The 13,780-nt window shown below is 52.0% G+C and carries 13 protein-coding genes; 1 reads left to right on the forward strand and 12 read right to left on the reverse strand.

Features of this window, described 5'->3' with window-relative positions; all coding sequences use genetic code 11:
• The 6 genes from AX755_RS23600 to rfaQ form a co-directional block, all read right to left on the reverse strand.
• On the reverse strand, positions 1-771 hold the full coding sequence (locus AX755_RS23600; protein ID WP_014830152.1) for a glycosyltransferase family 2 protein: 771 nt from the start codon (positions 769-771) through the stop codon (positions 1-3).
• On the reverse strand, positions 771-2,045 hold the full coding sequence (gene waaA, locus AX755_RS23605; protein WP_013094897.1) for a lipid IV(A) 3-deoxy-D-manno-octulosonic acid transferase: 1,275 nt from the start codon (positions 2,043-2,045) through the stop codon (positions 771-773). The genes AX755_RS23600 and waaA overlap by 1 nt, the downstream gene beginning before the upstream one ends.
• A gap of 66 nt (positions 2,046-2,111) precedes the next feature.
• Positions 2,112-3,101, reverse strand: coding sequence for a glycosyltransferase (locus tag AX755_RS23610; RefSeq protein WP_013094898.1), 990 nt, complete (start codon positions 3,099-3,101; stop codon positions 2,112-2,114).
• A gap of 11 nt (positions 3,102-3,112) precedes the next feature.
• Complete coding sequence (locus AX755_RS23615; RefSeq protein WP_062857566.1) at positions 3,113-4,213, reverse strand: glycosyltransferase; 1,101 nt, start codon at positions 4,211-4,213, stop codon at positions 3,113-3,115.
• Between the two features lie 2 nt (positions 4,214-4,215).
• The gene (locus AX755_RS23620) at positions 4,216-5,343 is read right to left on the reverse strand and encodes a glycosyltransferase family 4 protein (protein ID WP_062857567.1); all 1,128 of its coding nucleotides are present in this window, start codon (positions 5,341-5,343) and stop codon (positions 4,216-4,218) included.
• Complete coding sequence (gene rfaQ / locus AX755_RS23625) at positions 5,340-6,410, reverse strand: putative lipopolysaccharide heptosyltransferase III (protein ID WP_013094901.1); 1,071 nt, start codon at positions 6,408-6,410, stop codon at positions 5,340-5,342. The genes AX755_RS23620 and rfaQ overlap by 4 nt, the downstream gene beginning before the upstream one ends.
• Before the next feature lie 150 nt (positions 6,411-6,560).
• Here rfaQ and AX755_RS23630 point away from each other — a divergent pair, with 150 nt between their 5' ends.
• Positions 6,561-7,517, forward strand: coding sequence for a polysaccharide deacetylase family protein (locus tag AX755_RS23630; RefSeq protein ID WP_013094902.1), 957 nt, complete (start codon positions 6,561-6,563; stop codon positions 7,515-7,517).
• A gap of 23 nt (positions 7,518-7,540) precedes the next feature.
• Here the strand turns inward: AX755_RS23630 and AX755_RS23635 are convergent, their stop codons facing one another.
• Genes AX755_RS23635 through rfaD form a run of 6 tightly spaced genes read right to left on the reverse strand, consistent with a single transcriptional unit; the run spans position 7,541 to position 13,736 of the window.
• A complete protein-coding gene (locus AX755_RS23635) occupies positions 7,541-8,752 on the reverse strand; it encodes an O-antigen ligase family protein (protein WP_062857568.1) in 1,212 nt (403 codons plus the stop codon).
• Complete coding sequence (locus AX755_RS23640; protein ID WP_062857569.1) at positions 8,740-9,648, reverse strand: glycosyltransferase family 2 protein; 909 nt, start codon at positions 9,646-9,648, stop codon at positions 8,740-8,742. Before AX755_RS23640 ends, AX755_RS23635 begins: the two co-directional genes overlap by 13 nt.
• A 6-nt stretch (positions 9,649-9,654) precedes the next feature.
• Complete coding sequence (locus tag AX755_RS23645) at positions 9,655-10,764, reverse strand: glycosyltransferase family 9 protein (RefSeq protein WP_038982555.1); 1,110 nt, start codon at positions 10,762-10,764, stop codon at positions 9,655-9,657.
• Positions 10,765-10,767: 3 nt separating this feature from the next.
• A complete protein-coding gene (gene rfaC / locus AX755_RS23650) occupies positions 10,768-11,751 on the reverse strand; it encodes a lipopolysaccharide heptosyltransferase RfaC (RefSeq protein ID WP_062857570.1) in 984 nt (327 codons plus the stop codon).
• A 3-nt stretch (positions 11,752-11,754) separates the two neighbouring features.
• Positions 11,755-12,801 carry an ADP-heptose--LPS heptosyltransferase RfaF gene (gene rfaF, locus AX755_RS23655; RefSeq protein WP_013094907.1) on the reverse strand — a complete coding sequence of 349 codons (1,047 nt, stop codon included), beginning with the start codon at positions 12,799-12,801 and terminating at the stop codon, positions 11,755-11,757.
• Between the two features lie 2 nt (positions 12,802-12,803).
• Positions 12,804-13,736, reverse strand: a complete 933-nt coding sequence (gene rfaD, locus AX755_RS23660; RefSeq protein WP_013094908.1) for an ADP-glyceromanno-heptose 6-epimerase — start codon at positions 13,734-13,736, stop codon at positions 12,804-12,806.
• Positions 13,737-13,780: the final 44 nt, after the last annotated feature.

Raw genomic sequence — 13,780 nt, forward strand, 5'->3', positions numbered from 1 at the left:
TCACGTTTTCTCTGAGTAGCCGCGGCTGAGCGCCCACAGCTCGGTGTATTTGTTGAAAGTATACTGGGCATTTACTACGGCCAGTAACCAGCCCTGTTTGCCGTCCAGCACGCCGCCACGCAGCAGCAGCGTTTTCAGAAACGCCCCCAGCGTATGGGTGAAGATACCCGTCAGCGTGGCCTTCTTGCCGCGCTGATGGCGCTCCTGTGCCCAGGCGGTGGCATAGTTGAGCTGTTTACGCTGGAAGCTGGCGAAATCCCGGCAGGTCAGGTGCAAAAGATCGCCCGTCAGAGGGACGACTGGTGCACTGTCGCAGGCCAGGGATTCATGGACCAGATTATCATTGTACTGATACCGCTCGCGCTCGTAGAGGCGCGTGACCCGGTCGGGGTACCAGCCGCTGTGACGCATAAAACGGCCAAGGAAATAGTTACGACGCGCAATGCTGTAGACCGTGCCCGGCGTTGGTGCGGCGAGCACCGCCTGAATAGCCTGACGCAGCTCCGGCGTGATGCGCTCGTCTGTGTCGAGCATCAGTACATAATCACCGGTGGCATATCCCTGCGCGCGCTGGCGCTGGATGCCATAACCTTGCCAGTCGGTGTTGGTATAGACTTTTGCACCCGCTGCGCGGGCAACGTCCGCCGTGTTGTCTTCACTGCCGGAGTCGAGCAGGATAATTTCGTCAGCCCAGGCAACGGAGGCCAGGCAATCCGGAAGCAGGTCGGCAGCGTTTTTGGCGATCAGAACGACCGACAGGCGCGTTGACATTAGTGGCTCCGCTGCGGCAGATAAGGTTGCAGAAGCTGCAGCAGACGGGTGAGGGCACCCTGGTTCTGATGCAGCACTTCGACGGCATGACGACCGTACCACAGGCGGTAATCTTCGTCGGTCAGCAGAGTCGAGACCTCTTTGACCACCGAATCCGCATCGGTCACGGTAATTAGCCCTTCCGCTTGCTGCAATTTCGCACAGATATCTTTGAAGTTGAAGGTATGTGGACCCATCAGTACGGGAATGGCATGGGCCGCTGGCTCCAGCGGGTTATGGCCACCACGCTCCACCAGGCTGCCGCCAACAAAGGCCAGATCAGCGATGCCATACAGCAGCATCAGCTCGCCCATGGTATCGCCAATAACCACCTGCGTGCTGGTGGAGGGGATCTCACCGCTGCTGCGCAGGGTGAAGCTGAAGCCGCCTTTTTGCACCATTTCACGGGCGTCTTTAAAACGCTCGGGATGGCGAGGCACCAGAATCAGCAGCAAATCGGGGAATTTCTCCAGCAGCTTACGATGCGCCTGCAGGATAATCGCCTCTTCGCCATCATGGGTGCTGGTCGCAATCCAGACCTGGCGACGCGGTGCCCACTGGCGGCGCAGCGTGATAGCACGCGCGGCAAGTTCAGGCGTGACGGAGATATCGAATTTCAGGCTGCCTGTCACCGCCAGCTGGTTGCGTTTCAGGCCAAGCGAGATAAAGCGCGCTGCGTCTTCTTCGTTTTGCGCAGCAATCAGTGTGATTTTGCTGAGCAGGCGGCGCATAAATTTCCCCAGCTTGCCGTAGCCTTTCGCCGACCGCTCAGACAGACGCGCGTTAGCGATCACCAGTGGAATTTTACGGGCATGCAGAGCGGAAATCATATTCGGCCACAGCTCGGTTTCCATCACGATCACCAGTTTAGGGCGAACGGTTTCCAGAAAACGGTTCATGGCGCAGGGAAGGTCGTAGGGCAGATAGACGTGATGCACGTCTTTACCGAAGGCGGACATCACGCGCTCAGAGCCGGTCGGCGTCATGGTCGTGACGGTGATCGGCAGCGACGGATAACGGTGACGCAGGGCGCGAACCAGCGGGATCGCTGCCAGCGTTTCGCCAACAGAAACGGAATGCAGCAAAATACCGTCCGGGGCAACTTTATTGCGACAGAAGCCATAACGTTCAGCCCAGCGTTTTCGGTACGCAGGCGCTTTACGGCTACGAAGCAGCAGTCTCAGCCACACCAGTGGCTGAATGATATAGAGCAGGGCGGTATACAACAATTCCAAGCGATTATCCGTCTTTTTAGTTTCGGCGGGCAAATTCTAAGCATTTGGGCCAGGTAAAGCTATCTCTTATGCCACATAGCGCTTCAAACGGAAGTAACGACGGCCCAGTCGCCAGCGCAGTCGGGGACTTTTTGCATTTTTCCAGATGAGTTTCCAGATCCCTTTATCGAAAAACTCTTTGATAATAAATGCCTTTTTCTGCTCATCTTTCATGTTGTCGAAAGTATGAATGATGCCCAGCCCTTCTTTGGCAATTTGCCAGTGGCAAGCAGGGATCCCTTTCACTTTATCGGGGTAGCGCTGATTAATGGCATCGAGCATCTGCAGGATTTTCATGTAGTGACGCGCCGAGCGAATGAGCGTGTCGTCATTGTCCGGCATATGAGACACCGACGCAGAGTGAATGTAGTAGTCGTAGTAACGTTCACTGGTGTACTGCACCCGCTCCGCCGCCAGCAGTACTTCTGTGGTCCACGGAATATCCTGATGGCGTAGCCCCGGTTCAAAGTGAAAACCGTGCTCGCGAATAAAGTCATGACGATAGATGTTCAGCCAGGTCACGTGCAGGAACTTACGGGAGTCGAGCGCCATTTTGAGCCATGCAGGGCCGGACATGACGCCCGTTGATGCCAGTTTGTCTTCAGGGAAAATAGGGCGTGAAGGCTTCTTATTATTTTCCCAGACGTAGTTGCCGTTACAGGTAGCGACATCAAGACGTTGCGTAACAGCCATATCAAGCAGGTGCTGATACATGCCGGGTTTAAAGACATCATCAATATCAGGGAAAGAAAGATATTGGCCCGTCGCGACGGCCAGACCGGTATTACGCGCGATGGATACGCCCTGATTTTGCTGCTCAATAACCTGCATCTGCGGCAGCTTTTCGCGCCAGTTTTCGACGATCTGCATCGAACGGTCCGTGGAGCCGTCATTGACGATGATGACTTCCATGCTGTCGATGCGTTGATCCACAAGGCAGGTAAAGAACTGATCCAGGAACGCTTCACCGTTATAAACGGCTACCACCACGCTTAATAATGGCGCTGAATTTTGCATAAGAAACCTGATTATTTTTGATTGTCGACCAAAGCAATATATTGCTGGCAAATGGCCTTGATACCGAACGATGCAATGGTTGCGCGATCAACGACCGGTGGAGAGGTATAAATATCCGCCAGCGTTTTTGCCAGCGACTCGTCATTCATCTCTGCCAGACCGCGGGATAAGTCTCCCTTGAGGATTTCGGCGGGGCCACCTGGACAATGTGTACTGACGGGTGGCGTCTGGCAGATAATGGATTCAACCAGCACATTACCAAAACCTTCGCAGTCAGAACTTAACACTAAAAGGCGTGCCCCTTTAATCCAGGGATAAGGATTAGGTTCGAACGGACGGAAAACCGTTTTGTCTTCAATGCCCAGTTCGCGGGCAAGCTGCTTAAGCTTTTGAATTTTAGCCTCAGAGCCATTGCCCATCATAACCAGCGTAGTATCGAGCTGACTCAGCGCGAACGCCCGTAGCAGGCGATCGTGGCGCTTGTGTTCATGGAAGCGGCCGACGTGAATGATGTAATCCTTTCCCTGCATCTCAAAGGGGGCGTCCGCCAGACGCTGGATTTCAGGAATATCAAAAGGATTATGGATTACCGCCGTGCGTCGGAGATTCAGGGCCAGCGTTTCTGAAAGATCTTTCAACACGGCGCCTGAGACGGCGACCACGTTGCGGTTTTCGTAGGTATGGCGAATTTTAGTGTGTTTAAACCAGCGTGAAAGCCCACGGCGATGGCGAAGGTAGGAGAATGAGAACATGCCATGCACGCAGAACCACACTTTATCGCGCTCCAGGGCGCGGCAGTGCGCCACGATGCGGTCAGTTTTGTGCAGATGCGAGAACACCACATCAAATTTGCCGCTGCGCTCCGCCCGCTCGATAGCCTGATCCAGCAGCCTGGCGCGGCGTGGGATCTCCGTTAGCTTCCGCCACGGTTTTTTGCAGGTATCCTGAACGACCTGATAATCGATGCCTTCCGGAATGGCGTAGTCGCACACTTTCCGCAGCGAGAAGAGAGAGACCTGATGCCCCATCTCTGTTAATCCGCTGGAGAGTGTAAGAACCGTTTTTTCAGCTCCTCCACCGGGTAAACCATCAATAATCATTAGGATGCGCATTTTTAATCCAGTAATTTTTGATAAAGCGAAATAAGCTGACTTGACAGTTTTTCGGGGGTGGCGTCTTTTACACGTTCACGTGCCGCTCGTCCCATATCGTTATTTTTTTCCAGCGAAGGGGTGGCCGCTACCGCCTCCTTCAGGGTGCTGATATCAAGTGCGTCACAGTAAAATCCGTTCTGGCCTTGCTGAATAAATTCTGCCCCACCGCAACTCTCTGATGTAATGACCGGCAAACCGCAGGCCATCGCTTCAAGAATGACGTTAGGGAAAGGATCATACAGCGTTGGTAGCAGTAAACCATCAGATAGCTGATAAAATGGCAGCGTCTCTTTTTGCATCCCCAGAAAACGGATTTGCCCCTCGCAGCCTAATGAACGGGCGAGGTCGCGATAGCGACGTTCTGCTTTATCCTGCCCAACCACAATCAGCCATGCCGTAGTACCCGCAACGGCGCGTATAGCGCTGGCCAATCCTTTTCGTTCAAATCCTGACCCTACGAAGCAGAAAATGACGGCATCGGTCGGCAAACCAAACTGCTGACGCAATGCGATACGTTGTGCCTCTTCTGCCGGAACGAAACGGGTGGAGTCAATTGAATTATAAATCACATGTATTTTTTTTGCGTCAATATCAAAGTCTTCGACGATTTCGCGCTTGATCATCTCCGCATTACAGATAACCGCTTTTAACTCCGGCGCCTGGTACATTTCACGTTCGGCATTCATCACATAGCGGTGATAGCGATCATGCATCAGCAGTTTTGCACGCCAGGCAGGCAGAATGCGTGCGCGCTGCAGGAGCCAGCGTCGGTGTACGCCATCGCCTGCACGATAAATGTCACAGCCCGGAATGCGCTCGTGGCTTTGCACAATATCAAACTGCTGCTGCTGCCAGAGCGCACGTGCGGCATGCGCAAACCCGCGCTCGCGGCTGATGCGGCCCCATTTGCGCGGATCGCAAATATGAATATGCCAGTCGTCCTGCTTCTCACCCTGCCACTCGCGCGTGATGACGTTGAGCTCGAGATTTTGGTTGCTCAGCGCGGTAAGGGCGCGAGACACGAAGCGTTCTGCCCCGCCATCCGGGCGATACTTTTGGCGAACAATCGCCAGGCGATGGTGTTTCATGACAGATATCTCCTTGCGGCGGAGACGACAGCATCAACGGGAATGGCGTCGAGATAGCGTTCTTTTGTTTTGGTATCAATGGCGTCTGGATCGGGCAGTGGGCCGTAATCACCTGCCCAGATGACTTCCCCATTAACCTGCCAGGGTGACCAGAAGGTAAGTTTTGATGGGCCAAACAATGCCACACAGGGGGTCTGAAGCGCAGCGGCCATATGCATCGGAACGGAGTCAACACCAATAAACAGAGACGCATGATCGATAAGCGAAGCCAGTTGACGCAACGTGAGCTGACCTGCCAGCGAGACGACCCCCGTCTCTGGCGAGGCGGCGAGAATGCGATCGATCATCGCCAGCTCTTTTTTATCCGGCCCGGCGGTGAGGACGACAGTGTGGCCATCCTGCTGCAGCGCCGTGATGGTTTGCGCCATTTTGCCTTCGTCCCAGCATTTAAAGAACCAGCGCGACGTAGGCTGAATCACGATGTAGTTGTCTCCCACACCGTTTTGCATCAACTTTTGGTGAGCCTCGTGCCAGTCTTCAGCATGGTAGGCCATGGTCACGGCAGGTTGAGCGGTGACCGGTAATGGCGACAAAATAGAGAGGTTCTGTTCGACAGTGTGCAACGCGTTGTGCCCGGCCACAGAGACCAAATCGCTATGGCAAAACCGCCAGAATGCGTTGTTGCGCTTATTAAAAGCGAACCCGAGTCGTACCGGTGCGCCGGTGAAACGGGTAACGATAGCGCTGCGCCACTGATCGGCAAGATTAATCACCAGGTGATAATGCTGTTTCCTTAACGCACAGAGCAACTGCCACTCTTTTTGCAGATGTTTCAGCGTGCCCAGCTGCTTCCATTTACGGTCGATCCCGTAAACAGTACCGATCGCCGGGTGTGCGGCGAGCATATCGCGGGTTTCTTCATACAACAGCACATCAATCTGTGCCTGCGGCCATTTTTGACGTAACGAATCAATGACGGGAGTGGTCAGCAACATGTCGCCATGATGGCGGAGTTTGATAAGTAAAATGCGCAAATCAGGCGTGTCAGGTAAGTTATTCATCATCATCTTATTGGCGTTGTACTGTTGGCAATTCTAATAGACCTGATAGCGACTTGCACTCTTTCTCCATAATCTCAGGAAATTCCCTGGAAGGGTTTACTCATGCTTCGGTGAGTGCGTAACATAGCGCTAACTTTCCTGTCTTGCGGACTCATTATGAAAAAACCAGCGTTTATCATCACGATTGATACTGAAGGCGATAATCTCTGGCAAAATCACCGCGTCATTAAAACGGAGAATGCGCGCTATCTGGCGCGATTCCAGACGCTTTGTGAGCGTTTCGGTTTCAAACCCGTATGGCTGACAAATTATGAGATGGCGATTGAGCCGGTTTTCATTGAGTTTGCCAAAGATGTGATCGCCCGCGGTCAGGGTGAAGTCGGGATGCACCTTCACGCGTGGAATAGCCCTCCGGAACACGATCTCACCGGAGATGACTGGCGCTGGCAGCCGTATTTGATTGAATTTTCAGATGAGGTGATGCGCGAGAAAGTGTTGTTCATGACCCGTCTGCTGGAAGAGACCTTCCAGACCAAAATGTTAAGCCATCGCGCCGGGCGCTGGGCCTTTGATAGCCGTTACGCCAGACTGCTGATCGAACTGGGCTACCAGGTTGATTGCTCTGTTACGCCGCGCGTGAACTGGCGCAACGCGAAAGGCGCACCGCAGGGGAATGGCGGAACCAATTATCAGCACTTTCCAGACCACGCCTACTTTATTGATACAGACGATATCTCACGAGCGGGCAATAGCCCCTTACTCGAAGTGCCGATGAGCATCCAGTATAAGCATCCGGCCTGGTTGAACACCGTCAAACAGGGCTACGATCGCCTGCGCGGTAAATATCGTTCACCGTCCGTAAACTGGTTGAGACCGTCCGGTGGTAATGCGTCGCAGATGATTCAGGTCGCACAGCAATGCCTGTCTCAGGGACATGACTACGTGGAGTTTATGCTGCATTCCTCGGAATTTATGCCGGGCGGAAGTCCTACGTTTAAAGATGAGGCGGCGATTGAAGGGTTGTATCAGGATCTGGAAGTGCTCTTTAGCTGGTTATCCGATAAGACGGTGGGGATGACGTTGGCGGAGTTTTATCAATACAAGAAAAATTAATGCCCGCATCGCGGGCATTATCTTTAACGTTGCCTTGTTTGCGAAAAAGGTGTGCTCAACGCAAACAGGGTAACAAAGAAGATTAAGGCTTCTGAACTAAGTAATATGACGTCCGTCAGACCATAGAATAATAAAAGAAGCATGGTCGTTAGCAGTAGACCATTTCTGTTTTTGAGCGCGTAAGCGAGCATCGATATATAGAAAAATAATAATATTGCCAGCCCGGGGATACCTTGCAGAGAATATTTTTCAATAAACTCATTGTGCAGATGCACCCGAACAAAACCGAGGGCTGCTGCGAGATGCGGATGTCCATTTTTCACATACTGCTGTGTCCATACTTCTCTCTCTTCGACTGACTGCCCCAATGGGTGGGCAAGTCCATTTTGAATACCAGCACCCCACATGGCAAAACGCGCACCGAGTGACGATGCGCCATAACCTTTTTGATAATTACCTAATTCAACTTGAGTTTGATTTATCTTCGGCTCAATCAATGGCTTGTAACTAATGATAACAATACCTGCTAAAATACATAAGATGATCAGCGTCGATTTAAAATGAATCCTTCTAAAATGATAAAGTGTGAGTACAATTGCCTGAAGTAAATATAATCCCATCGCCGCACGTGTACCAGTCAACAATATGATTAACCAAGAAATTAAAATCGTAATAGCAGCGATAAAATACAGTTTTATTTTTTTCTGCAGATAAAGGCTGTATACAAAAGCGAGTGACAAAACAGAGTAGACATAAGCTGACACAGTGGCGCGATTAATAGCCATTTCGATTCTATCCATACCCTGTGTTACCTGCCACAAGCCATAACCAGTGGCAAGAATAAACCCTGCACCTGAGGCATAAAAGAAATAGTTCTGGAAGGATTCTTCATCAATGTACGACTTAAATCTGTCAAGGTAGAAAATAAGGATACTCGCCAGAATCAATTTTTTACTTGCACCAAGATAATCGCTATAAACGTTCAGGCCTTCGCTATGGTATTCGTACGTCATATACCAGCCAAAATTAAGCAACCCAACTAATAAAATCGGCAATGCGATGGAAAAAGGACGCAGTGTGATCTTTTTATATTCACAAGCTAAGCCAATAATGCTGGCATAAATCGCAATATAGAAAAACTCTCGTTGCTTACCTGAACTGAGCAACGCCAACGCAAGCGAAATAAGACTCAAAATCAGCGTCAGCTGATAGAGCCGCAGTTTTACTTTTTCCATAATGCCTCAATAACCCTTTTTTTATAGCTGAAGCGAACATCGCTGGATAAGAAAAATGAGAGAGAATAAAGTGCTTTTACCCGTTGTTTAACAAGCTGGAAATGCTGGTCGGTCAGATGTTGCCGATGATTACTGTAAATATCAAACCAATGACAATTTATGAGATGTTGAAACGGCTGCGGGAATGTTTTTTCCATCAGCAATGTGCATTCCACAAGCGTTTTGATTTTGCTCGCGTCGAGTTTGCTCGACAAACTGTCGCTACGCTTGATGTAGTAATAGTGCCCGCGACGTTGATAGGCTATTTTACTCGATTGCATCAACATGCCAGGGAATACCGCAAAATCCTCATAACACACCATCGAAGGAATCGGATTACTTTCGTATAACTTGCGATGAATGAATTGACCAATGAGATGTGCCTGAAAATCTTTATGCAGCAGGAAACGTTTTATAGCCTCCCGTTGCGACAACGCAACGGGAGAAAATCCTTGCCAGTTGGGGGTGATTTTTTTGATATCACGAATTTCTAGCAGGCGCGTCAGCAGCATATCAGGACGCTCTGTCTTGAGGAATGCTACAGCGTCCCTGATGCTACCCGGTTTCAGTCGGTCATCACTATCCAGCATGGTAATGTAGTCACCTGATGCCAGAGAGAATGCGCTATTGCGAACAAGGCCTACATTACGAAACTGAACGTGCCGGGAGTGTACATTCGGAAACGCTGGCAACCACGTCTCAATAATATCTTGCGTGGAATCATCGGAGCTGTCGTTAAAGATAATCACCTCAACATCGTCGCCCACATTATCGATGGCATCGTGCAGGCTTTCTAACGTTGTGTGAAGGGTATCTTCGGCGTTATGTGCAGCAATAATGATGCTTAGAAAAGCCATAAAAAATTAGTTTCCCAGGGCATCAAAGGTATATGGGGTTGCGGTAGCTTTTGGTAACGCGCAAATGAAACGTTTGAGTTCGTTTAAGGATTCGTCTGTTACAGCAAAGAGTTCTTCCCTGTCTTGCGAGAAATAGTATTTAGTCTCAAAAACATAAGAACAAATATTGTCGTCGTTACCTATCAGCATCACATTTCCAAGTGGGCGTTGTTCATAGTGGCAGCATGGGCCAAACAGCAGCACTACGGGTACATCTACTGCATCGGCAATATAGACATTGCCTGAATCAGACGCGATATAACAATCCATCCTGGAAATCGCCCACGGAAGATCTTCGAGAGGGATTTTGCCGATGAGGTTAACGACATTAGGAATGTCACCGTAAGCACGGGTGATATCGTCCAGCCACGACTGTTCATCAGGGGCGCCAAACACATAAAACTCGCAGGGCAGGTCGGCGAGACGGTCAATAATTCGCTTCCAGATGACCGGCGGCACCGTTTTGGCTTTATTACCTGCGGCAATGCTGATGCCGATGCGGATCACATCAGGTTTGTCGAGAATTGCCGGGTAGGTCGCCGGTTTGAACAGCGGCTTTGTGGCGTGCTTGGGCGAGTCCTGCCACGTCAACGAACGGTCGGCCAGCTTCAGGTAATTGGTCACTGATAGCGTTTTTTTGCCGTGCTCAACGGTACCGTCGGCGGTGAGATAGAAAATCCCGTGATACCATCTGCGGGTGTAAATGCTTAAAAATTGTTTGTTTTTGGCATTACAGACGGCGGCAAAAAAGAGATTTACACTGTTGGGTTGCAGAAGATAGACGTTGTCGTAGCGGTTCATGATGCGGCAGGCAAAGCTGAGCTTACGCCACAGACTACGCTTATGCTGCTCGATAAAAAAAATCTCTTCGATCGTTTCGTCATGCTTCGCCAGCGCACCTACGCTGCGACTGATGAGCACATCACTTTTTTGCAGGTATGCCAGCAGGGGCGTCGCATTAACAAAATCACCGATTTTGGCTGTCTGAATGACCAGGTTTTTACCTGTATCTTTGCGGAACAGCTTCCGGATAAGCTTCACCGGAAGGAGTAAAATCAGCAGAAATACGTAACTCATTCGTTAGATATCCCTGTCGGAAAGCCAGTGGCTGTCCTGTAAAAATGAAAAAATGGCATCTGCGCTAATGTCCCTCGTTTGTTGAGTCGGGCTGACCATTTGATGCTGGTTTTTACCGTAACCCCCAATCAAACCGGGATCGGTCGGGCCAAAAATCGTGATGTTTGGACGATCCAGCGCCGCGGTTAAATGGCTTAAACCCGTATCAACGGAAACGACAGCTTTAGCTCCGGCCAGCTCTGCAGCAACTTGCGCCAGCGTGAGTTTTGGTAAAACCTCGACGTGCGAAAAACCGGCTGCCAGACGTTCAGCACGCTGGCGCTCATGTTCAGCACCCCACGGCAGTTTAATATGGATGCCGGCAGGTTGCATTAGTTCAATGAGTCTTCGCCAGTGCGTTTCCGGCCAGTGCTTATCATCGCGCGTTGTGGCATGCAGGAAGACCAGCCAGGGCTGCGCTGGCTTCTCTGCATCACGCAGAAAATGCTGCGAAATCGCGTAATCACCCTGCATTTCCGGCTTTGTGTAACCGAGGCTTTTTGCGAATAGCTCGCGGGTGCGTTCCACTGCGTGCTGCTGCTTTGCAATATGGTGACGACGGTTATAGAACAGGCTGGCGAGTGGTTCGCGGGCGGTTTGCCAGTCCATGCCGTGCTTTACACCGTGTGCCAGGCGCGTGACCAGCGCGGCGCTTTTGACCAGCCCCTGCGCGTCGATAATGGCGTCGTAACGCTGCGCCTGCACCGCATCGCGGAAGGCTTTGCGCTCGGCTTTAATCGGTGTGGAAAACCACGCTTTACGCCAGCGGCGGATGGCCACCGGGATCACGCGGTCGACCGCTTCGTGCCAGGTAGGGATCTGCGCGAAGCCTTCTTCCACCACCCAGTCAAAACGAATGCCTGGAATGGCCCGCATGGCGTCCGTCAGCGACGGAAGTGTATGCAGCACATCACCCATCGAAGAGGTTTTAACGATCAGTACCCGCATTCGTTATCCTTCTTCGCTCAGCAGCAGTTCGTTGAGTTCTTCGAGAACGCGCTGCGGCGTGATGTCGATCAGGCTCTGGTGATAACCTTGCGCGGCATCGCCTTTACGCACCTTATGGTAACCCGTGATCAGACGAATAACGCGCGCCTTATTTGAGAGCGGCGGCGTGAAGTCCGGGCTACTTGGACCGTACAACGCAACCAGCGGGCGGTTGAGCGCGGCGGCGACGTGCATCAGCCCGGAGTCGTTGGTGACTACGGCTTTACAGGCAGCAAGTAAAATCACCGCCTGCTCAAGCTGGGTTTCCCCGGCCAGGTTGCGGCACCAGGCCTGCTGTTCTGTGCTGAGGGCTGCAAGAATTTCGTTCCCCGCCTCGTGGTCTTTGGCCGAGCCGAACAGAACGATCTGGTAGCCTTCGTCAATCAACTGCTTTGCCAGCTCTGCGTAGTGATAGTGCGGCCAGCGTTTTGCCGGGCCGAATTCCGCGCCCGGGCAGAAGCCAATCATCGGCCGTTCAGAGGAAAGACCAAACGCGTTACAGGTCTGGGATTTTTCACCCTCGCTGACCTGTAGCTGTGGCCACAGCAGCGGCTGCGGCAGGTCTTTTGCGCTGCGCATCACGCCCTTGTCGTAGGCCAGCGCCACATAGCGCTCCACCATTAATGGCCAGGCCTCTTTATCCAGCACGCGTGCGTCATTCAGCAGACCGTAGCGCATCTCACCGCGCCAGCCGGTACGGTGCGGCACACCGGCGAAGAAGGGCACAAGCGCGGATTTAAACGAATTGGGTAACACGTAAGCACGGTCATAACGCTTCTCGCGCAGACTGTGACCGAGTTTACGGCGTTCGCCAATTTCCAGCGCCCCGTGGCCGAGCGGCATTGGGATGGCTTCATTCACTTCCGGCATACGCGATAACAACGGACGGCACCATGCGGGTGCCATCACGTCGATTATCGCCTGGGGATAACGCGCCTTGAGCGTGCGATAGAGACTTTGCGACATCATCATGTCGCCCACCCATGACGGGCCGATCACCAGAATTCTCATACTTACGCGTCGCGATTCAGCCAGGCCATATATTCCGTTACGCCTTCGGCAACGGTCTTGAACGGCTTGTCATAACCCGCTGCGCGCAGGTTGGTCAGATCGGCCTGGGTGAATGCCTGGTAGCGGCCTTTCAGTTTGTCCGGGAAAGGAATGTACTCAATGCTGCCTTTCTTGTGATACGCCAGCGTTGCGTCAGCCACGGCCTGGAAAGACTCCGCGCGGCCGGTGCCAAGGTTGAAAATACCGGATACCCCATTTTCCCAGAACCACAGGTTCACGGCGGCAACGTCGCCTACGTAGACGAAGTCACGCTTAAAGCCGTCGCTGCCTTCGAACAGTTTTGGACTTTCGCCGTTATTCAACTGAGTGTTCAGATGGAACGCCACGCTCGCCATGCTGCCTTTGTGGCCTTCGCGCGGCCCGTAGACGTTGAAGTAGCGGAAACCAACGATTTGGGAGTTCGCTTCTGGCAACACCTGACGCACATATTCGTCGAAAAGGAACTTGGAGTAACCGTAAACGTTCAACGGCTGCTCATATTCGCGGGATTCAATGAAATCAGAGGTACGTCCGCCGTAGGTGGCCGCCGAAGAGGCATACAGGAACGGAATTTCACGCTCCAGACAGTAGTGAAGCAGCTCTTTAGAGTACTGATAGTTGTTGTCCATCATGTACTTGCCGTCCCACTCTGTGGTGGAGGAGCATGCCCCTTCGTGGAAGATGGCTTCGATCTCGCCGAACTCTTCACCTGCCATAATCTGGATAAGGAAGTCTTCTTTATCCATGTAGTCAGCGATGTTCAGATCCACCAGGTTGACGAACTTGGTGCCGTCTTTCAGGTTGTCAACCACCAGGATGTCGGTGATGCCTTTGTCATTGAGAGCTTTAACAATATTGCTGCCGATAAAGCCCGCGCCGCCGGTAACGATGATCATAACTGTAACCTTTGAAGTGTGGAGTCCGGGGACAATCCCGGACG

The organism is Enterobacter sp. SENG-6, assembly GCF_001605945.1.
GTDB classification, from domain to species: Bacteria; Pseudomonadota; Gammaproteobacteria; order Enterobacterales; family Enterobacteriaceae; genus Enterobacter; species Enterobacter cloacae.

Excerpts from the sequence above, each read along its gene's own strand:
- AX755_RS23600 (WP_014830152.1), bottom strand. The coding sequence starts at position 771 with ATGTCAACGCGCCTGTCGGTCGTTCTGATCGCCAAAAACGCTGCCGAC.
- AX755_RS23610 (WP_013094898.1), bottom strand. The coding sequence starts at position 3,101 with ATGCAAAATTCAGCGCCATTATTAAGCGTGGTGGTAGCCGTTTATAAC.
- AX755_RS23615 (WP_062857566.1), bottom strand. The coding sequence starts at position 4,213 with ATGCGCATCCTAATGATTATTGATGGTTTACCCGGTGGAGGAGCTGAA.
- AX755_RS23620 (WP_062857567.1), bottom strand. The coding sequence starts at position 5,343 with ATGAAACACCATCGCCTGGCGATTGTTCGCCAAAAGTATCGCCCGGAT.
- rfaQ (WP_013094901.1), bottom strand. The coding sequence starts at position 6,410 with ATGATGATGAATAACTTACCTGACACGCCTGATTTGCGCATTTTACTT.
- AX755_RS23630 (WP_013094902.1), top strand. The coding sequence starts at position 6,561 with ATGAAAAAACCAGCGTTTATCATCACGATTGATACTGAAGGCGATAAT.
- AX755_RS23635 (WP_062857568.1), bottom strand. The coding sequence starts at position 8,752 with ATGGAAAAAGTAAAACTGCGGCTCTATCAGCTGACGCTGATTTTGAGT.
- AX755_RS23640 (WP_062857569.1), bottom strand. The coding sequence starts at position 9,648 with ATGGCTTTTCTAAGCATCATTATTGCTGCACATAACGCCGAAGATACC.
- AX755_RS23645 (WP_038982555.1), bottom strand. The coding sequence starts at position 10,764 with ATGAGTTACGTATTTCTGCTGATTTTACTCCTTCCGGTGAAGCTTATC.
- rfaC (WP_062857570.1), bottom strand. The coding sequence starts at position 11,751 with ATGCGGGTACTGATCGTTAAAACCTCTTCGATGGGTGATGTGCTGCAT.
- rfaF (WP_013094907.1), bottom strand. The coding sequence starts at position 12,801 with ATGAGAATTCTGGTGATCGGCCCGTCATGGGTGGGCGACATGATGATG.
- rfaD (WP_013094908.1), bottom strand. The coding sequence starts at position 13,736 with ATGATCATCGTTACCGGCGGCGCGGGCTTTATCGGCAGCAATATTGTT.